Below are 18908 nucleotides of genomic sequence, written 5' to 3'. Positions count from 1 at the left end.
CCACGGGCGTGACCGTGCACGGCCACGCCCGTGGACACCTCACGGGTCAGCCGGCGGCGCGCTCGGGCGCCGGCCCGTACGTCGTCGTCCGCTCGCGGACCGGGCGTCCGATGCCGTCGGCGATCTCGGTGATCTCCGCGACGGACTTCGCCGACCCGTGCTCGGAGCCCGCCATCCGGCTGATCGTCTCCTCCATGAGGGTGCCGCCGAGGTCGTCGGCGCCGCCGGTGAGCATCGCCCGGGTGCCCTCGACGCCGAGCTTGACCCACGACGTCTGCACGTGGTCGACCCGGCCGTGGAGCATGATCCGCGCGAGCGCGTGCACGGCGCGGTTGTCGCGCAGCGTCGGCCCCGGGCGCGCGATGCCGGCCAGGTACACCGGCGAGCTGGTGTGCACGAAGGGCAGCGGCACGAACTCGGTGAAGCCGCCGGTGCGGTCCTGCACGCGGGCCAGGGTGCGCAGGTGGGCGACCCAGTGCCGCGGGTCGTCGACGTGGCCGTACATCATCGTGGACGAGCTGCGCAGGCCCAGGCCGTGCGCCGTCTCGACCACCTCGACCCACGCCGCCGCCGGCAGCTTGCCCTTCGTCAGGACCCAGCGGACGTCGTCGTCGAGGATCTCCGCGGCCGTGCCGGGGATGGTGTCGAGCCCCGCCTCCCGGACCTGCTCGAGCCAGGCGCGGACGCTGACGCCCTGCTTGGCCGACGCCGTCGCGATCTCCATGGGCGAGAAGGCGTGCACGTGCATGTCCGGCACGGCGTCCTTGACGGCACGGACGATGTCGACGTAGGCCGTCGGGCCGAGGTCCGGCGAGATGCCGCCCTGCAGGCACACCTCGGTGGCGCCCCAGACCTCGCGGGCCTCGCGCACCCGCTGCGAGATCTGCTCCAGCGAGAGCGTGTACGCGTCGGCGTCGGTCTTGCGCTGGGCGAAGGCGCAGAAGCGGCAGCCGACGTAGCAGACGTTGGTGAAGTTGATGTTCCGGTTCACCACGTAGGTGACCTCGTCGCCGACGACGTCGCGGCGCAGCCCGTCCGCGAGCGCGGTGACGGCGTCCAGCGCCGCGCCGTCGGCCGTCATCAGCGCGAGGTACTGGGCGTCGGACAGCCCCGCGGGGTCCGCCTCGGCGGCGCGCAGGGCCGCGGCGACGTCGGTGTCGAGGCGGACCGTCCCGGCCTCGCGGGCGCCGCCCCGCCGGTCCTGCACGGGCACCCGGTCGGCGACGGCGTCCCAGTCGCCGTAGACCTCGTCGAAGTCGCCGCGCCGGTCCGCGCTGCGGCCGGTGGTGTCGACCTCGACGTGCAGGTCGGTGCGCCCGGTGCCGCCGCCGCTCGCGACGAGACCGCCGTCCGGCTCCTGCCACGGCAGGCCGACCGGCGTCGTCGTCGGGTCGGCCAGGCCGGTCTCGGGGTCGACGAGCGCGCGGACGTGCGGGTGCAGCCGCGGGTCGACCCACGCCTCGTCGCGCTCGAGCGCCCCGAGCACGTACCGCGGGTGGGTCGTCAGCCGCTGCGCGAGGCCGAGGCCCGCCTCGGCCGTCCACCGCTCGAGGTCGTCGAGGTGCGGCCAGGGGCGCTCGGGGTTGACGTGGTCGGGCGTGACGGGCGAGACGCCGCCCCAGTCGTCGACGCCGGAGGCGAGCAGCGCGGCGACGTCCTGCGGGTCGGACAGGTTCGGCGGTGCCTGCAGGCTCGTCGTCGGGCCGAGGAGCACCCGGGCGACGGCGAGGGTCGCGAGGTAGCTCTCGCGGTCCAGGTCGGGCGCCGCCTGCATGGCGGTGGCGTCCTTGGCCCGGAAGTTCTGGACGATGACCTCCTGGATGCCGCCGTACTCGCGCGCCACCCGACGGATGGCCAGGAGGGAGTCGACGCGCTCGGCGGTCGTCTCGCCGATGCCGACGAGGATCCCCGTGGTGAAGGGGACGCCGACCCGGCCGGCGTCCTCGAGCACCCGCAGCCGCACCGCCGGGTCCTTGTCGGGGCTGCCGTAGTGCGGGCCACCGGGCTGCGACCACAGCCGCGTCGCGGTCGTCTCGAGCATCATCCCCATCGACGGGGCGACGGGCTTGAGCCGCTGGAGCTCCGACCAGGACATGACGCCGGGGTTGAGGTGCGGCAGCAGGCCGGTCTCCTCCAGCACCCGGACCGCCATGGCGCGGACGTAGGAGAGCGTGTCGTCGTAGCCGTGCGCGTCGAGCCACTCGCGGGCGGCGGGCCAGCGCTCCTCCGGGCGGTCGCCGAGGGTGAAGAGCACCTCGCGGCAGCCCTGCGCGGCGCCCTCGCGCGCGATCTCGAGCACCTCGTCGGGGCTGAGGTACGCCGCCGGCAGGCGGTGCGGCACGGTGACGAACGTGCAGTAGTGGCAGCGGTCGCGGCACAGCCGCGTCAGCGGCACGAAGACCTTGCGGGAGTAGGTGACGACGCCGGGCCGCCCCTCGCGGGCCATCGCGGCGTCGCGCACGCGCGAGGCCACCGCCTGCAGCGCCTCCAGGTCGTCGCCGCGGGCGTGCAGCAGGACCTCGGCCTCGGCGGCGTCCAGCGCCTTGCCGTCCCGGGCGCGGGCGAGCGACCGGCGCATCTGCGCCGGGGTGGGTGCGGGGAGCGGCGCGGGCGCGAGGTCCGACGCGGGCTCGGGGCCCGGCGCGCGCTTGGGGCCCGGGGCGGGCTCGGGGCCCGGGGCGGACTCGGCACCCGGGGCCGGGCGCGCGGACGGCGTGGGGAGCTGCGTCACCGCGTCACTCTCGCACGCGGTCACGCCACCGGTCGGCCTCGTCCGCCACCCCGCACTTCGACGACTTCTCGTCCCCCAACGGCCCCTCGCACGACGAGAAGTCGTCGAAGTGCGGATGGGGCGGCGGGGGCCAGGCGGGGCGGCCGGGAGGAGGTGGGGCGGCCGGGAGGAGGTGGGCGGCCGGCGGGAGGAAGGGCGGAAGGGGCGGGGGACGTCTCAGGGGCGGGCGGGGTGCCGGACGTCGCCGCGCCGGGGCAGGACGCCGAGGACGGGGACGAGGGCGAGCAGCAGCAGGGCGCCGCCGACGCCGACGACGGGGGTGAGGACGCCCTGGGGGGTGGGTCCGACGCCGTCCACGGATCCCAGGAGCGGCACGAGCAGGACGACGACGGCCCCGACGACCCCGCCGATCCTGCGCGCCGCCCCCAGCGCCGCCGCGGCCTCGCGCTCGGCGCCCTCCGGGCAGAGCACCGACACGACGAGGCCGGTGCCCTGGACGACCGCCCCGAGCCCGAGGCCGACGAGCACGAGCGGGACCACCGACGCCGGCCGGCCCGGACCGACGAGCCAGGCGAGGCCGAGGACGCCGACCGCCGCGACGACGGCACCGGCCGTGCCGACCTGCGCGAGGTGCGGTCGGCGCCCGACCCGCGCGATCGCCGTCGTCGCGCCGACGACGCCGGCGAGCCCGGCGAGGACGCCGGCCGCGAGCAGCAGCCCGCGCGGCAGCGGCTGCTCCAGGGCCAGCAGGAGCGAGGCCTGCACCAGGGCCAGGACGGCGACGGCCCCGACGGCCCCGCCGACCACGGCCCCGAGGAGGACGACCCGGTGGCGCAGCACCGACCACGACGACGGCCCGGCGGCCGGGGCGGGCGGCGCGGCGGCGACCGGTCGGGAGCGCACCGGGCGCAGGAGCACCAGGGCGACCACCGCGAGCGCCGGCGCGAGCAGCGGCACCGCGCGCCAGCCGCCCGGGACGCCCGCGAGGACCCCGCCCACGAGCGCGCCCAGGACGGCACCGGCGCCGGTGACGAGCACGAGCGCCGCCTGCACCCGGACCTGGAGGGCGGCGGGCACGGTCGTGGCGAGCGCCGAGCCGGCGCCGACGACGAGCCCCCCGGCGCCGAGGCCCTGCACGAGGCGCCCGAGCCCGACGGCCAGCAGGGAGCCCGGGTCGTCGCCCGCGGCCCCGTCGGGCACCGGCGCGAGCGCGACGGCGACGCCCCCGACGACGAGGAGGACGGCGGCGAGCGCGAGCAGCCAGGCCCGGGGGCCCCGGGCGCAGGCGCGCGCCGCGGCGGGGACGGCGAGCGCGACCCCCAGCACCGAGGCGCCGACGGGCAGGGCGACGGCGCGCTCGAGCTCGAGGTCGAGCGCGAGCTCCGGCACGGCCGCGGCCACGGCGAGGAGGTCGAGGGAGACGAGCAGGGTCGCGACGAGGACGCCGGCGAGGACCGACCTCGCCTCGCGCGGCGAGGCGGCCGGGTGCGCGCCGCCCGTCGGGCCGGCCGGAGGTGGTGCCGTGGCGTCCTTCACGGCGACGGAGCGTAGGCGGGTGCGGGGAGCCCGCTCAGCCCCCGCACGGCCGGGCGGCCGCGGCGCGGGCGGTCGGGTCGCCCCAGGCCGGCCACGGCCGCGGGTCGTCGACCGGCGCCCAGCGACCGCCCTCGAGCGCGTAGTCCCACGCCGGCCCGTCCTCGACGAGCCGGTGCAGCGCCGCGACGAGGCGGTCGACGTCCTCGGCCCGCGACCCGACGCCGACGCTCGCCCGCACGGCGCCGCCGGGCAGGCCGAGGCGCGCGAGCAGCGGGTGGGCGCAGAAGCGGCCGTCGCGCACGCCGACGCCGTGCTCGGCGGACAGGACCGCCGCGACCAGACCGGGCTCGACGCCCTCGACCGCGAAGGTGACGACGCCGATCGACGACGCCGCGCCGTCGAGCGTCCGCACGACGCGGACCCCCGGCACGCCGGCCAGCCCGCGGACGAGCCGCTCGCGCAGGGCGGCCTCGTGGGCCTCCAGCGCGCCGTCGTCGAGGGCGGAGAGCGCCTCGCAGGCGGCGGCGAGCGCCGCGGCGCCGAGGACGTTGGGCGTGCCCCCCTCGTGCCGGGCCGGGGCGCTCGCCCAGCGCACGTCGTCGACCCCCACCTCCTCGACCGCTCCCCCGCCGGCCAGGTGCGGCGTCCCGGCGTCGAGCCAGTCGCGGCGACCGACGAGCGCGCCGGCGCCGAACGGCGCGTAGAGCTTGTGCCCGGACAGCGCCACCCAGTCGACGCCGTCGCGGGCCATCGCGACGGCGCGGTGCGGCGCCAGCTGCGCGGCGTCGACGGCGAGCCGGGCGCCCGCCGCGTGCGCGAGGTCCGCCAGACGGGCCAGGGGGAGCTCCTCCCCCGTGACGTTGCTCGCGCCGGTGACGGCGAGCAGCGCCGTCGGCCGCTCGGCGAGGGCGTCGGCCAGCGCCGCGAGGGTCCCCTCCAGCGTGGCGGCGGCCTCGACGACCCGCTGGGTGACGCCGCGGTGGCCCTGGGTGCGCCACGGCAGCAGGTTGGCGTGGTGCTCGAGGTCGAGGACGAGCACCGACCCGCCGTCCGGCACGCAGCCGGCGAGGACGGCGAGGGCGTCGGTCGTGTTGCGGGTCCAGACGACGACGTCGTCGGGACGGGCCCCGAGGAAGCCCGCGACGACGTCCCGGGAGCCCTCGAGCACGGCCGTGCTCACCTGCGAGGCGTACCCCGCCCCGCGGTGGACGCTCGCGTAGAGGGGCAGCACGCGCTCGACGTGGTCGGCGACCCAGACGAGCGCCGGGGCGCTCGCGGCGACGTCGAGGTTCGCGTACCGCACCTCGCCGCCGGTGACGAGCGGCACGCGCTCGTCCCCCCCGACGACGCGCAGGAGCGGCTCGTCGCCGGGGGCGGGGGTGGGGTGCTCGCGGCGGACGACGCGCGGGCGCGGCCCGACGGGGAGCCGGTCGCGCCCGCGGCCGGCGTCGCGGTCCTGGCGGCGCGCGGCGGGGACCACGGCGAGGTGGTGGGGTGCAGCAGTCACGAGAGGCCTCCTGGTGGCCGTCCGGACCCGCAGGTCCGCGCTTGCCGCGCCAGGTCCGGCGCGGCCAGGTCCTCACCCGGGGCACCCCACCGCGGAGGAGGGTTGCCGGCCAGCGAGCCGGGGCTTGTCGCTGGCGCTCTTGACCTGGGACCACGGTAGGGCAGCAGCGGCCCGTCGCGCCACCACTCCTCGGGACATCCGTCTCACCGTTCGGACCAGTCGCACCTCAGGGGGAGGGTGGCCGCACGAGGACGCGCTCTCGGCCGTCGTCGCGCGGCCACCCGGGCCGGGTCCGTCCGGAGCAGCCGGTCGCTCAGGGCAGCCGGTCGCTCAGGGCAGCCGGTCGCTCAGGGCAGCCGGCCGAGCACCAGCCCGAGCGCCGCGGCCACGGTGCTCGCGAGCACGGTCACCGCCGCGGCGAGCGCCGCCGCACCCCAGCGACGGTCCTCGCCGAGCCGCAGGACCTCGACGACGGCCGTCCCGAAGGTCGTGAACCCGCCGCAGAGACCCGTGGCGACGACGGGCAGGACCGCGCCGGCCGCCCCGGGCGCGACGGGCCCGCCCAGCATGCCGGTGGCGACGCCGATGAGCAGCGACCCGACGACGTTGACGGCCGCCGTCCCCCACGGCAGACCTCCGCCGAGGCGGGTGCGCAGCTCTCCGTCGAGGACGACGCGCAGGACGGCTCCGAGCCCACCCGCGGCGCAGACGGCGAGGGCGGTTGCGGGGCTCACGACGGGATCACGCGAGGTCCTGCCCGCCGGGGCGCCGGCTCCGGTGCGACGCCGCGGCGGCAGCGACCCCGGCGGCAGCCGCGGCGACGCCGAGGACGAGGGTGACCAGCGCGTAGGCGGCCGCGGGGCCGACGCCCGCGACGTCGGCCCGCTGGACCGTCTCCAGCGCGAGGGCGCTCGTCGTCGTGAGGCTGCCGAGCACGCCCGAGCCGACGACCACCCGGACGGCGCGCCGGCGCCCGACGTCCGGACCGGCCCGCAGCAGCGTCTCCAGCAGGGCACCGAGCAGGAACGCGCCCACGACGTTGACGAGCAGCGTCCCCCACGGCCACGCGCCGACCTCGTGCGGCAGCGCCTCGCCCGCGGCCAGCCGCAGCCCCGTCCCCACCGTCCCGCCGAGCAGGACGCCGAGCAGCAGACCGGGGTGACGGTGCGGCGGGCGGGCGACCGCGGCCCCGGACGTGCTCACGGACGGCGACCCTAGGCCGCGTCGACGGTCGCGGGCGGGCAGGACGGGACCGGGGCGACCGGTCGCGCCGGCGAGGACGACGGAGCCGGTCCGTCCGACGGTGCCGGCTCAGGTGGCGGTGCCGGCTCAGGTGACGGTGCCGGCTCAGGTGACGGTGAAGTTCCCGACCATGTTCGGGTGCGGGTCGCACCGGTAGGTGTAGTCCCCCGGCTCGAGGGTGACCTCCCACGTCGTCATGACGACCTCGGGGACCGTCGTCGTCTCCTCGACGCCCTCGCCCGTGAGGTGCACGTTGTGGATCGTCGAGCGGTCGTCGACGGCGATCGTGTAGTCACCCGCCGGGAGCTCGGTGACCTCCTCGCCGTCCGCGTCGACGAGGGAGATGACGTAGGCGTCGGGGTCGTCCGGCGTGCCGACGGACGCCGTCAGCTCCGTCGACGACGACGCCGTGCCGGAGGACGAGGCCGTGGCCGAGGGCGGCGCCGTGGACGCCGGCGGCATCGCCGACGCCGCCGAGGACGGCGACGAGGTCGTGAGGGGGGAGAGCGACGTCTCCAGAGGGGTCGGGGAGTCCGCCGACTCCGGCCGTTCCTGGTCCTGACCGCCGCAGCCCGCGACGGCGAGGACGAGCAGGGCCGTCGCGGCCGTCGCCGCCACCCTGCTCCGGGGGACCTGGGTCGCGGTACGTGTGGTCAGCCTCACGGGGAACCTCCGGCGTCGCGGGCCCGGTCGCGGCGGCGGGGTGCAGCGGTGGACGACCTGACGACGATGCGTGAGCAGCCTAAGCAGACGGTGACTCGCGACGCCTCCCCGGGACCGCAGGACCACTCCGTCGTGGCGCTGCCCGCCCGTGCCCGGGACCCGCGGCTGCGGCCTCGCCCGTCAGCGCGAGGAGGTCGCGCGCCGGCCCCGCCGGGGGCGCCGCTCCCTCGCGCCAGACCGCCCGCAGCCGTCGACGCAGGTCGACGCCCTGCACCGGCACGGCCACGAGCCGCCCCAGGGTCAGGTCGTCGGCGACGTCGAGGCTGCTGAGCGCCCCCGGGGCCACGCCGGCGACGACGGAGGCGCGGACCGCCGCCGCGCTCGCGACCTCCAGGGCAGGCTCGGCGACCGGCGCCCCCGGCGGCAGCGCCGCGGTGACCGCCTGCCGCAGGGCCGACCGCGTCCCCGACCCGCTCTCCCGGCTCACGAGCGCGGTGGCGGCGACCTCGGCCGGCAGGAGACCGCGGCGCCGCCGGGCCCACGGGTGGTCCGGCGGCACGACGACGACGAGCTCGTCGGTCGCGACGACGCGCGCGGACAGGTGCTCGGGCGCCTGCGGCCCCTCGACGAAGCCGATCTCGACCTCGCCGGCACGCACGAGCGCGGCGACGTCCTCGCTGTTCGCCGTGCGCAGCGCGACCTGCACCGGTTCCCGGCCGGCGGCGCGCGCCCGACGCCCCAGCTCGGCGAGCCACCGCGGCACGAGGTGCTCGGCGACGGTGAGGGACGCCGCGACCCGCAGGTGGGTCGCGGCGTCCTGGCGCAGCGCGGCGACCGCGGCGTCCAGCTGCACGGCGGCGTCGACGACGACGTCGGCCCACCGGGCGAGCAGCTCACCGGCCGGGGTCAGCGACGACCCCCGCGCGCCGCGGACGACGAGCGGGACGCCGACGAGCGCCTCCGTCGCCCGCAGGCGCACGGACGCCGCCTGCTGGCTCGTGCCGCACGCGGCGCCCGCCGCCCCGAGCGAGCCCGTGTCCCGCACCGCCAGGAGCAGCTGCAGCGAGCGCAGGTCGGGCACCCGCAGCCGGGGCACCCGTGGCTGGGGCCCTCGCGCGCCGGGCACCCGATCGCCGGGCCCCCGCTCTCCGGGCCTGCGGTCCTCGGGCAATCCGTCTCCTGGCACGGCCGGAGCCTGGCAGCCGCCCCCGCGAGCCACAACCTGCCGCTGTGGGTCCACACCGTCGCGGGGGCTACTGCACCGCCGCTCGTCCGGTCAGGCTCGCCACCATGCGCACCACCACGTCCACGAAGCCCGCCCCGTCCACCGGCGGGCACGTCCGCCGCGACGCCCCGCGCCGGCGGGCCCACGAGGACCTCTCGCGCGACTCGGCGCCGGCGCGGCCCGCCCGCACGCGCCCCGGGACGGCGCTGCGTCCGGGGCGGGGGCCGCTGCTCCGCGAGCTCGAGCACCCCTCGCAGGCCGTGGCGCACATCACCCCCAACTGGTTCGCCTCCGTCATGGGCACCGGGGTGGTCGCCGTCGCGGCGCACTCGCTGCCGCTGAAGGGACCGCTGGTCGAGGGGCTGGCCCTGGCGGCCTGGCTCGTCGCGGCGACGCTGCTGCTCGTCCTCACCGCCGCCTTCGCCGCGCACTGGGCGCGCCACCGCCCGACGGCGCTCGCCTACGCACGGCACCCGGTCATGGGCGGCTTCTACGGGGCGCCGGCGATGGCGCTGCTGACGACCGGCGCCGGGGCCCACCTCATCGGCGAGCGGCTGATCGGCGCCTCGGCCGGACTGACGGTCTTCGTCGTCCTGTGGGTCCTCGGGACGGCGCTGGGCGTGGCGACGGCCGTCTGGGTGCCCTTCCGCACCGCGACGCGGGCGGGCGACACCGCCGCGTCCGGCGAGCAGGTGGGCGGCCCGCTGCCCGCGTGGATGATGCCCGTCGTCCCGCCGATGGTCTCGGCGTCGACCGGCGCCCTGCTCGTCCCCGAGGTGCCCGAGGGGCAGGGCCGGCTGGCGCTCCTGCTCGGCTGCGCGGCGCTGTTCGGGCTCAGCCTGCTCGTGGGGCTCATGACGGCGACGCTGGTCCACGGGCGCCTGCTCACCGGCGGCCCGCTGCCCGTCCAGGCCGCCCCGACGACGTGGATCACGCTCGGCGTCGTCGGCCAGTCCGCGACGGCGGCCCTGCTCCTCGGGCCCGCCACGGCCTCCGTCGCCGGTGCCGGCTCGGACGCCGCGCGGGTCGTGCACGTGCTCGGCGAGGTCTTCGCCGCCGGCATGGTCGGCTTCGGCGGCCTTCTGCTCGCCCTCGCGGCGGCGCTGACCCTGCACGCCGCACGCCGCGGCCTGCGCTTCTCGCTGACGTGGTGGAGCTTCACCTTCCCCGTCGGGACCTGCGTCACCGGCACGAGCGGCCTCGCCGCCGCCACCGGGTCCACCGCCGTCGCCGCCCTCGCGGTCGCCCTCTTCGGCCTGCTGCTCGTCGCGGTGGTCGTCGTCGCCGCGCGGACCTCCGCCGGAGCCGCCAGCGGACGCCTGCTCCTCGCGGCCTGACCGGCGGGCACACCGACGGGCACACCGACGGGCACACCGACGGGCATACCGACGGGCGGGCCGGCGGGCGGCCGCCCCGGGGCTGACACCGACCCGGGCGGCACGTACCGTAGGGAAGGCAAGCCTCACTGCGACCGCGGCAGGCCTGCGAGCGCCACGACGGACGCGCCCTGCGGCGCAGGACCGCCGCCCGGCGCGCCACCGTCCGGCCGCACCGTCTCGCCGCACCGTCTCGCCGCACCGCCTGGCCCCCCGAGGAGCGCACCGCATGACCACCACCACCGAGCGCCCCGCCCGCACGGACGCGCCTGCGGTGCGCCGGCGCACGACGAAGGAGCGGCTGTCCGCGTCGGCCGTCCCGGCGAGGGTGGCGCGCCGCCGGCAGGTGACGCCGTCGGTCGTGCGCGTGACGCTCGTGGGCGAGGACCTGCGGTCGATGTCCGTCCTGGGCGACGACCAGTACTTCCGGCTGCTCCTGCCGCGACCGGGCCAGGCGCGCCTGCGCCTGCCGGTCACCGAGCGCTGGTGGCCCGAGATCACGGCCATGCCCGAGGACGAGCGGCCGGTCCTGCGCAACTACACCGTCCGCGCCGCCCGGCCCGACGTCGGCGAGCTCGACGTCGACGTCGTCGCCCACGGCGGGACCGGCCCGGGCAGCCGGTGGGCGCTGACGGCCGAGCCCGGCGACGAGGTCGGGGTGATCGTGCAGGACACGTGCTTCACCCCTCCCCCGGGCACGACGCACGTCCTGCTCGTCGCCGACGCGACCGCGGTCCCGGCCGTCGCCGGGGTCCTGGCGAGCCTGCCGGACGGGGTGACCGCCACCGTCCTCGCGGAGGTGCCGACGCACGAGGACGCGCCCGACCTGCCCCGCCGCGACGGCGCGGACGTGCGCTGGCGCGCGCAGGAGCCGGGCCGCTCGCTGCTGGAGGACCTGCGGAGCACCGCGCTGCCCGCCGGCGGGGTCTACGCCTGGGTCGCCGGCGAGGCCGCCACCGCCACGGGCGTGCGCCGCCACCTCGTGCGCGAGCGAGGTCTCCGCAAGGAGGACGTGTACTTCTGCGGCTACTGGCGCGCCGACGCCCCGGCGTACGCCGACTGAGCCGGGCCCGTCGGCGCCGGCCCGGCGGCGACGTCAGCGTGCCGTCACCCGGCGCACGAAGTCGGCGAGGTCGGCGCTCTGCTGCCGCCGGCTCGGCTCGTGCACGTACATCATGTGGCCGGCCTCGTAGTAGCGGCGCTCGACGTCCGCCCGCCGCTCCGGCGGGATCCGCAGGTGCGCGAGGTCGTCCTCGGCGGCGGCGACCGGCGTCGCCCCGTCGTAGCGGCCGAAGGCCACGTGCACCTTCAGGTGCGGGTTCTGCCGCATCGCGCGGGACAGACGGTCGAGGACGCTGACGGAGGCGTTCTCGAACTCCTTGTAGCTCCACGCCTCGTTGACGCCGGGCCCGAAGACGTGGAAGGGCGCGGTGTCCTGCACCCGGAGCTCGGCGTGCAGCAGGTGCTGCGACGCGGCCGCGTAGGCGCCCAGCACGGCGTCGCTGGACGGGTCGACGTCGACCTGGGCCGCCGTGCCGTCGGCGGCCGGCCCGGTGAAGCGCGAGTCCAGCCGGCCGACGACGAGGCCCTCGTCCCGCAGCAGCTCGGCGAAGAAGTGCAGGTGCTCCACGCGCAGGTCGGCCCGGTCGACGTAGGCCTCCGTCAGGCCCGTCAACCGCGCGACCGTCGCCACCGCCCCCGCCCGCTCGTCCGGCGCGAGACGCGACCCCCGGGCCAGGACGGCGGGGTACTCGCGCTCGGCGTACACCTCCGCCTCGGCGACGACGTCCGCCAGCTCCCGGCCCGGGTGCCGGCCGTGCCGGTGCGCCGTGGCCGCGTAGAAGGGCAGGTAGCGCGCGAAGGCGCGGTCGTCACCCGGGGTGAACATGATGACGCCGAAGTTGAGCACCGCGGAGACCAGGACGAGCCCGGACAGGTACATCCCCGCGTCCTGCAGGTGCTCGGCGAGGGCGGCGGCGCGCGTGGTGCCGTAGGACTCGCCCGCGAGCAGCTTGGGCGACAGCCAGCGCCCCTCGGCGCAGACCCACTGCCGGATCACCTCGCCCACCGACTCGACGTCCGCGGTGAACCCGTGGAAGTCACCCGGCCTCCCGCCCTCGACGACGCGGCTGCTCCCGGTCGAGACGGGGTCGACGAAGACGAGGTCGCTGACGGCGAGGAGCGACTCCGGGTTGTCGACGAGCCCACCCGGCGGCGGGACCGGGGCGCCGGCGTCACCGGCCACGACGCGGCGCGGCCCGAGAAGCCCCAGGTGCAGCCAGACGCTGGAGGAGCCGGGGCCGCCGTTGAAGGCGAACGTGACCGGCCGGGTCAGCGGGTCCGCCCCGTCGAGGGTGTACGCGGTGACGCCGACCTGGGCGCGCGGGCGTCGGCCCTTCCACACGCCGTCCTCGACGTGGTCCTGGCGCAGGACGACCCGGCCGGCCCGGGCGGTGTAGCGCAGCTCGCCGTCCGGGGTGACCAGCACGTGCCGCGTCGTCACGAGCTCGTCGCGGACGTCCGGCGCCGGCGGCACCGGCCCCGTGCCGGTCTCGGACGGGCCGCTCGGGCCGTTCGGGTCGCTCATGGCGCGACGCTAGCCCCGCGGCCGCGCTCGCCCCAGCCCGGCGCGAGCCGGACGACGTCGCCGACGACGACGACGGCCGGCGGCCGCACCCCGGCGGCCTCGGCGACGTCCGCGACGTCCGCGAGCGTCCCGAAGGTGGCCCGCTGCCGCGGCCCGTACCCGTCCTCGACGACGGCGACCGGCGTCGAGGACGGCCGCCCCGCGGCGACGAGCGCGGCCGCGGAGGTCCGCAGCGTGCTGACGCCCATGAGCAGCACGACGGTGTGCGCCTCGACCGGGAGGCCGGCGAGCGCGGCGGGCGTCGCGGCGAGGTCCTCGTGGCCGGTCAGGACGCTGAACCCCCGGGCGACGCCGCGGTGGGTGACCGGGATGCCGACGGCGGCCGGGACGGACACGGCCGACGTCACGCCGGGGACCACCTCGACGTCGAGGCCCGCGGCCCGGCAGGCGGCCAGCTCCTCCCCGCCGCGGCCCAGGACGTAGGGGTCCCCGCCCTTGAGGCGGACGACGAGCCGGCCGGCCAGGCCGTGCTCGACGAGCAGGGCGTTGATCTGCTCCTGCGGGACGGGGTGGTTCCCGCTCGTCTTGCCGACGTCGACGACCACCACGTCCTCGCCGAGCTCCTCCAGCACGTCGCGGGGGCCGAGGCGGTCGGCGACGACGACGTCCGCCTCGGCCAGCAGCCGCCGTCCCCGCGCGGTGAGCAGGCCGGGGTCGCCGGGCCCTCCCCCGACGAGCACGACGCGCCCCCGGGCGCGCGGCCGGGAGCGGCGCAGCGGCAGGTCACCGGCCTGGAGCGCGGCGGCGACCCCGTCGCGGAGCCTCGCCGCGCGTCGCGGGTCCCGGCCGGCGCTGACGGCCACGACGACGTCGTCGACCCGGGCCACCGACGGGGTCCAGGCGCTCGCGCGCGCGGCGTCGCCGCGGTCCACGCACCAGACCCGCCGACGCTGCGCCTCCGCGGAGACGGCGGCGTCGACGGCGACGACCCCCGTCGCGGTGACCGCCAGCCAGGCGCCCTCGAGGTCGCCGTCCGCGTACGCGCGGCGCTGCAGCCGCACCTCGCCGGCCTCGGCGTGGGCGACCACCCGTCCCCCCGGCTCGGGCGCCACGACGAGCACGTCGGCCCCGGCGTCCAGCAGCCCGGCCACCGTCCGCGCGGCGACCGCGCCGCCCCCGACGACGACGACGCGACGCCCCTCCAGCCGGAGGGAGATCGGGAGCAGGCCGGTCGCCCGCGCGTCGTTCACGAGCCGCAGGGTGGCACCGCGGCGCGCGGCGCGGGCGGGCTCAGGTGTGGATGCCGCACTCGGTCTTGCCGAGACCGGCCCACCGACCGGCCCGGGGGTCCTCGCCCGGCTCGACGCGCCGGGTGCACGGCGCGCACCCGATCGACGGGAAGCCGTCGAGCAGCAGCGGGTTGAGGAGCACGCCGTGGTCCTCCGCGTACCCGACGAGCTCGTCCCAGCTCCAGGCGGCGATCGGGTTGACCTTGATCAGGCCGTGCTTCTCGTCGAAGGACACGACGGGGGCTCCCGTGCGCGTGGAGGTCTCCTCGCGCCGGACGCCCGTGACCCAGGCGTCGTAGCCGGCGAGCTCGGCGCGCAACGGCTCCACCTTGCGCATCGCGCAGCACAGACCGGGGTCCCGGTCGTGCAGGCGCGCGCCGTAGCGGGCGTCCTGCTCGGGGACGGTCAGGGCGGCCCGGACGTCGACGACCGTCACGTCCATGGTCTGCGCCACGGCGTCCCGCGTGCCGAGGGTCTCCGCGAAGTGGTAGCCGGTCTCCAGGAAGAGGACGTCGACGCCCGGCTGCACGCGGGAGACCAGGTGCGGCAGCACGGCGTTCGCCATGGACGAGGCGACGGCGACGCCGTCGCCCAGCTCGCCCGCGACCCACCGCAGGACCTCGAGCGCGCCGTCCTCGCCCCGGGCGTCGCCGAAGCGCCGCTGCCCCTCCTCCGCGAGCACCCGCAGCTGCTCCGGCGTCCGGGTGCGCCGCCGGCGCGGGGCGTCCGCGCGCGGCTCCTCCTCCTGCGCCAGCCGCGCGGAGCCGGACCGGGTCGTCGTGGTCATCGCAGCGCCTCCTCGTCGGCGCGGTGCGCCCACACCGCGAAGGTCTCGTCCCCGTCACGCTCGTCCGCGTAGCGCCGCACGACCCGGTCGACGTAGTCCACGAGGTCGTCGGCGGTCACCTTCAGACCCCGGACGGTACGGCCGAGACCGGCCTCCTCGCGGTCGGCAGACGCGAGCCCGCCGCCGAGGTGCACCTGGAAGCCGGGCACCTGCCCGCCGTCGTCGTCGGTCACGAGCTGGCCCTTCAGCCCGATGTCGGCCGTCTGGATCCGGGCGCAGGAGTTGGGGCACCCGTTGACGTGCAGGCGGACCGGGGACGGCAGCGTCTTCTGGACGTCGGCCAGCCGCGCGTCGAGCTCGGCGACGGCGCGGGTGGCCGTGGCCTTGGTCTCCACGATGGCCAGCTTGCAGAACTCGATGCCCGTGCAGGCCATGGTCGTGCGGCGGAACAGGTTCGGCCGCGCCTGCAGCCCCAGGGCGCCGAGCTCGGCGACGACGTCCTCGGCCTCGTCCGCGGGGACGTCGAGCACGACGAGCTTCTGGTGCGGGGTCAGCCGCACCCGGCGGCTGCCGTGCGCCTCCGCGACGTCGGCGACGGCCGCGAGCACCTCGCCGCTGACGCGGCCGACGACGGGCGCGACGCCGACGTAGCGGCGCCCGTCCTTCTGCGGGTGCACGCCGACGTGGTCGGCGTCGCCGACGGGCGCGCCCGGCGCGGGGCCGTCCGGGAGCACGCGGTGCAGGTACTCCTCCTGCAGCACCTGCCGGAACCGCTCGGGGCCCCAGTCCGCGAGCAGGAACTTCAGGCGGGCCTTGGTGCGCAGGCGCCGGTAGCCGTAGTCGCGGAAGACCTGCACGACGCCGTGCCACACCTCGGGCACCTCCTCGGGACGCACGAAGGCGCCGAGCCGGGAGGCGAGCCGTGCCGTCGTCGACAGCCCGCCGCCGACGAAGAGGTCGTACCCGAGGCCCAGCTCGGGGTGGTCCACGGCGACGAACGAGATGTCGTTGATCTCGTGGACGACGTCCTGGCTGGGGTGCCCGGTGATGGCGGACTTGAACTTCCGCGGCAGGTTGGCCAGCTCGGGGTCGCCGATCCACCGCCGCTGGATCTCCTCGATCTGCGGCGTGGGGTCGAGCAGCTCCTCGGCGGAGACGCCCGCGACGGGCGAGCCGAGGATGACGCGCGGGCAGTCGCCGCACGCCTCGGTGGTCCAGAGGCCCACGGCCTCCAGGCGGCGCCAGATCTCGGGCACGTCCTCGATCCGGACCCAGTGCATCTGGATGTTCTGCCGGTCGCTGACGTCGGCGGTGCCGCGGGCGAAGTCGGTGGAGACGCCGGCGACGACGCGGAGCTGCTCCGTGGTGAGCGCGCCGCCGTCGACGCGCACGCGCAGCATGAAGAACTCGTCCTCGAGCTCGTGCGGCTCCAGCTGCGCCGTCCGCCCGCCGTCGATGCCCGGCCGGCGCTGCGTGTAGAGGCCCCACCAGCGCAGGCGGCCGCGCAGGTCGTCCGGGTCGATGCTCGCGAACCCCTCCTTGGCGTACACCTCCTCGACCCGGCGGCGGACGTCCAGCGCCGGGTCGTCCTGCTTCATCTGCTCGTTGTGGTTGAGCGGCGCCGTCCCGTCGACCGCCCACTGCCCGTTCGGACGGGGGGCGCGCGCGGGGCGCCCGGCGCGCGCCGGGGCGTCCGTCGGTGCAGCGGGGTTCATGGCGGTCCTCGGTGTCGGGCCCCGTCGTCCGACGACCCGCCGGGGCGGGCGGCACGGACGGGCGCGGCAGGACGTGGGCGGAGCGGTCCGCCCTGGCAACCTCCTCAGGGTAAGCACCATTCCGACCGACTCACTTCAGGTCCAGGATCCGGGACCTCGACGGGACCTCGCCGGGCCCCCGGGGGGCGCCGGCCGGGTCGCGGCCCGCGGCGCGGCGGCCGACGATCTGGACCATGCCCCGACTGCGCACGTCCTCCCCCAACGACCCCGGGTGGACCCGCCGCAGGCACGGGAAGGGCTTCCGCTACCTCGACGCCCTCGGCGAGCCGCTGTCCCGCGAGGACCGGGCGCGGTGCGAGGCGCTCGTCATCCCGCCCGCGTGGACGGACGTCTGGATCTGCCCGTGGCCCACCGGTCACATCCAGGTCGTCGGCACGGACGACGCCGGGCGCCGCCAGTACCGCTACCACGAGGAGTGGCGTCGGCAGCGGGACCGGGCCAAGCACGACCGCGTCCTCGAGGTCGCCGAGCGGCTCCCCGGCGCGCGCGAGCGCGTGCAGCGCGACCTCGGGCGCCGGACGGCGCGGGACCCCATGCCGCGGGAACGGGCGCTGGCCACCGCCTTCCGGCTCCTGGACCTCGGCTTCTTCCGGATCGGCGGGGAGAGCTACGCGGAGGCGAACGGGAGCTTCGGCCTCGCGACGGTCGAGAAGCAGCACGTCAGCGTCGCCGGGGCGCAGATCGTCTTCGACTACGTGGCCAAGTCCGGCAAGGACCGGCACATCGCCGTGGCGGACGCCGACGTCGTCGACGCCGTCCAGACCCTGCGCCGACGCCGAGGACCCCGCACCGACGACCTGCTCGCCTGGCGCGACGCCCGCGGCTGGCACGACGTCTCGAGCGGCGACATCAACGCCTACGTCAAGGAGGTCGTCGGCGGGGACGTCTCGGCCAAGGACTTCCGCACCTGGCACGCCACCGTGCTGGCGGCGGTGGCGCTGGCCGTCTCCACCCACGCGGCGACGTCCGCGACCGCGCGGAAGCGGGCAGTCTCCCGCGCGATGCAGGAGGTGGCGATGTACCTCGGCAACACCCCGACGGTGGCGCGCAGCAGCTACGTGGACCCGCGGGTGGTCGACCTCTTCGAGGACGGCGTCACCGTCGAGAACGCGCTGGGCCTGCTGGGCGACGACGTGGACGAGGGCGAGCCGGCGACGCACGGGGAGATCGAGTCCGCCGTCCTCGCGCTGCTCCACGAGGAGCCGGTCTCGGACCTGCGCGCGGCGCGCCGGGGCCGCGCCCCCCGCACCGCCGCCGCGGCCTGAGCGCAGGCGTCGAGCCGGCCTCAGCCCCAGCCGAGCTCGTGCAGGCGGTCGTCGTCGATCCCGAAGTGGTGGGCGACCTCGTGCACGACGGTGACCGCCACCTCCTCCGCGACCTCCTCGGGGTCGTCGCACAGGCGCAGCACCGGACCGCGGAAGATCGTGATGCGGTCGGGCAGCGACCCGGCGTCCCACCAGCCGTCGCGCTCGGTCAGCGGGGTGCCCTCGTAGAGGCCGAGCAGCGTGGCGTCCGGGTCGTCGGGGTCGAGGTCCCCCACCGCACGGGCGTCGGCGAGCGCCTGCTCCTCCGGCTCGTCCGCGACGAGGACGACGACGTTGCGCATGGCCGCCGTGAGCTCCGGGGGGATCCGGTCCAGGCCGTCGGCCACCGCCGCCTCGAACTCCTCCTCGCCCATCTCCACCACGGGCGCGAGCCTGCCACCCGTCGGGGGCGCCGGGCGCACGCCGCCCCCAACAACGAGGTGCCGCTTTGGAGATGGGCGGGGTGACGCCCTATGCTCTCCGACGTCCGGCGCGGAAGGTCAGCGCGAGGACGCCCCGGGTCCGCACCGGCGTGGGGGCCACGGCCCTCATCGTCTAGCGGCCCAGGACACCGCTCTTTCACAGCGGCAGCACGGGTTCGAATCCCGTTGGGGGCACGTTCCACCAGATCGGCACCACCGGCCTCGCCGAGCACCACGAGGCCCCGTAGCGCAGTTGGTTAGCGCGCCGCCCTGTCACGGCGGAGGTCGCGGGTTCGAGTCCCGTCGGGGTCGCCAGCAGTCCCGGAGCACCACGCCCCACGAGCACCCGTCGCGGGGGCAGCGGGGCTGGTGCAGGGCCAGATAGCTCAGCTGGTAGAGCATTCGACTGAAAATCGAAAGGTCGGCGGTTCGATCCCGCCTCTGGCCACCGGCACGACGGACGG

Annotated in this window: 15 protein-coding genes, 3 tRNA genes and 1 riboswitch; of the genes, 6 read left to right on the top strand and 12 right to left on the bottom strand. The window is 77.4% G+C overall.

Annotated elements, in window-relative coordinates; translation table 11 throughout:
* Window positions 1-46: 46 nt before the first annotated feature.
* The 7 genes from WDZ17_RS11700 to WDZ17_RS11670 form a co-directional block, all read right to left on the bottom strand.
* The gene (locus WDZ17_RS11700; RefSeq protein WP_339575336.1) at window positions 47-2731 is read right to left on the bottom strand and encodes a bifunctional FO biosynthesis protein CofGH; all 2685 of its coding nucleotides are present in this window, start codon (window positions 2729-2731) and stop codon (window positions 47-49) included.
* Window positions 2732-2947: 216 nt separating this feature from the next.
* Complete coding sequence (locus WDZ17_RS11695; RefSeq protein ID WP_339575335.1) at window positions 2948-4267, bottom strand: MFS transporter; 1320 nt, start codon at window positions 4265-4267, stop codon at window positions 2948-2950.
* A 34-nt stretch (window positions 4268-4301) separates the two neighbouring features.
* Window positions 4302-5621: an aminotransferase class V-fold PLP-dependent enzyme gene (locus WDZ17_RS11690; RefSeq protein WP_422631969.1), complete on the bottom strand. Its 1320-nt coding sequence runs from the start codon at window positions 5619-5621 to the stop codon at window positions 4302-4304.
* A 185-nt stretch (window positions 5622-5806) separates the two neighbouring features.
* A riboswitch (SAM riboswitch) is annotated at window positions 5807-5919 on the bottom strand.
* A gap of 202 nt (window positions 5920-6121) precedes the next feature.
* Window positions 6122-6508, bottom strand: a complete 387-nt coding sequence (locus tag WDZ17_RS11685) for a fluoride efflux transporter FluC (protein WP_339575333.1) — start codon at window positions 6506-6508, stop codon at window positions 6122-6124.
* A gap of 7 nt (window positions 6509-6515) precedes the next feature.
* Window positions 6516-6977, bottom strand: a complete 462-nt coding sequence (locus WDZ17_RS11680; RefSeq protein WP_339575332.1) for a FluC/FEX family fluoride channel — start codon at window positions 6975-6977, stop codon at window positions 6516-6518.
* A gap of 144 nt (window positions 6978-7121) precedes the next feature.
* Window positions 7122-7679: a hypothetical protein gene (locus WDZ17_RS11675; RefSeq protein WP_339575331.1), complete on the bottom strand. Its 558-nt coding sequence runs from the start codon at window positions 7677-7679 to the stop codon at window positions 7122-7124.
* A gap of 79 nt (window positions 7680-7758) precedes the next feature.
* A complete protein-coding gene (locus tag WDZ17_RS11670; RefSeq protein ID WP_339575330.1) occupies window positions 7759-8760 on the bottom strand; it encodes a LysR family transcriptional regulator in 1002 nt (333 codons plus the stop codon).
* A gap of 209 nt (window positions 8761-8969) precedes the next feature.
* On the opposite strand from WDZ17_RS11670, the gene WDZ17_RS11665 reads away from it, so the two are divergent.
* Together WDZ17_RS11665 and WDZ17_RS11660 are read left to right on the top strand one after the other, a co-directional pair.
* A complete protein-coding gene (locus tag WDZ17_RS11665; RefSeq protein WP_339575329.1) occupies window positions 8970-10241 on the top strand; it encodes an SLAC1 family transporter in 1272 nt (423 codons plus the stop codon).
* Window positions 10242-10509: 268 nt separating this feature from the next.
* On the top strand, window positions 10510-11343 hold the full coding sequence (locus WDZ17_RS11660) for a siderophore-interacting protein (protein ID WP_339575328.1): 834 nt from the start codon (window positions 10510-10512) through the stop codon (window positions 11341-11343).
* A gap of 33 nt (window positions 11344-11376) precedes the next feature.
* Here the strand turns inward: WDZ17_RS11660 and WDZ17_RS11655 are convergent, their stop codons facing one another.
* Genes WDZ17_RS11655 through WDZ17_RS11640 form a run of 4 tightly spaced genes read right to left on the bottom strand, consistent with a single transcriptional unit; the run spans window position 11377 to window position 16658 of the window.
* Entirely contained in the window at window positions 11377-12867 is a 1491-nt protein-coding gene (locus WDZ17_RS11655; RefSeq protein WP_339575327.1) for a S10 family peptidase, read from the bottom strand.
* Window positions 12864-14117, bottom strand: a complete 1254-nt coding sequence (cobA, locus tag WDZ17_RS11650) for a uroporphyrinogen-III C-methyltransferase (protein ID WP_339575326.1) — start codon at window positions 14115-14117, stop codon at window positions 12864-12866. The genes WDZ17_RS11655 and cobA overlap by 4 nt, the downstream gene beginning before the upstream one ends.
* Before the next feature lie 40 nt (window positions 14118-14157).
* On the bottom strand, window positions 14158-14943 hold the full coding sequence (locus tag WDZ17_RS11645; protein ID WP_339575325.1) for a phosphoadenylyl-sulfate reductase: 786 nt from the start codon (window positions 14941-14943) through the stop codon (window positions 14158-14160).
* The gene (locus WDZ17_RS11640) at window positions 14940-16658 is read right to left on the bottom strand and encodes a nitrite/sulfite reductase (RefSeq protein WP_339575324.1); all 1719 of its coding nucleotides are present in this window, start codon (window positions 16656-16658) and stop codon (window positions 14940-14942) included. Before WDZ17_RS11640 ends, WDZ17_RS11645 begins: the two co-directional genes overlap by 4 nt.
* Window positions 16659-16891: 233 nt before the next feature.
* On the opposite strand from WDZ17_RS11640, the gene WDZ17_RS11635 reads away from it, so the two are divergent.
* Entirely contained in the window at window positions 16892-17983 is a 1092-nt protein-coding gene (locus tag WDZ17_RS11635) for a DNA topoisomerase IB (protein WP_339575323.1), read from the top strand.
* A gap of 20 nt (window positions 17984-18003) precedes the next feature.
* Here WDZ17_RS11635 and WDZ17_RS11630 read toward each other — a convergent pair whose 3' ends face one another.
* The gene (locus tag WDZ17_RS11630) at window positions 18004-18396 is read right to left on the bottom strand and encodes a metallopeptidase family protein (protein WP_339575338.1); all 393 of its coding nucleotides are present in this window, start codon (window positions 18394-18396) and stop codon (window positions 18004-18006) included.
* Between the two features lie 170 nt (window positions 18397-18566).
* Here WDZ17_RS11630 and WDZ17_RS11625 point away from each other — a divergent pair.
* The 3 genes from WDZ17_RS11625 to WDZ17_RS11615 all read left to right on the top strand — a co-directional run bounded on the left by WDZ17_RS11625 (window position 18567) and on the right by WDZ17_RS11615 (window position 18892).
* Window positions 18567-18639, top strand: a tRNA-Glu gene (locus WDZ17_RS11625).
* Window positions 18640-18682: 43 nt separating this feature from the next.
* A tRNA-Asp gene (locus WDZ17_RS11620) sits at window positions 18683-18759 on the top strand.
* Between the two features lie 60 nt (window positions 18760-18819).
* Window positions 18820-18892, top strand: a tRNA-Phe gene (locus tag WDZ17_RS11615).
* Window positions 18893-18908 lie beyond the last annotated feature (16 nt).

Origin of the sequence: Pseudokineococcus basanitobsidens, from assembly GCF_037482545.1 — a bacterium.
GTDB lineage: Bacteria > Actinomycetota > Actinomycetes > Actinomycetales > Quadrisphaeraceae > Pseudokineococcus > Pseudokineococcus basanitobsidens.
The sequence above is the reverse complement of the archived record's forward strand: the minus strand, read 5'-3'. Positions and strand labels throughout refer to the sequence as shown.

Bases quoted from the DNA above. Each gene is read 5' to 3' on its own strand.
- WDZ17_RS11665 (WP_339575329.1), top strand. From the start codon at position 8,970: ATGCGCACCACCACGTCCACGAAGCCCGCCCCGTCCACCGGCGGGCAC.
- WDZ17_RS11660 (WP_339575328.1), top strand. From the start codon at position 10,510: ATGACCACCACCACCGAGCGCCCCGCCCGCACGGACGCGCCTGCGGTG.
- WDZ17_RS11655 (WP_339575327.1), bottom strand. From the start codon at position 12,867: ATGAGCGACCCGAACGGCCCGAGCGGCCCGTCCGAGACCGGCACGGGG.
- WDZ17_RS11645 (WP_339575325.1), bottom strand. From the start codon at position 14,943: ATGACCACGACGACCCGGTCCGGCTCCGCGCGGCTGGCGCAGGAGGAG.
- WDZ17_RS11640 (WP_339575324.1), bottom strand. From the start codon at position 16,658: ATGAACCCCGCTGCACCGACGGACGCCCCGGCGCGCGCCGGGCGCCCC.
- WDZ17_RS11635 (WP_339575323.1), top strand. From the start codon at position 16,892: ATGCCCCGACTGCGCACGTCCTCCCCCAACGACCCCGGGTGGACCCGC.
- WDZ17_RS11630 (WP_339575338.1), bottom strand. From the start codon at position 18,396: ATGGGCGAGGAGGAGTTCGAGGCGGCGGTGGCCGACGGCCTGGACCGG.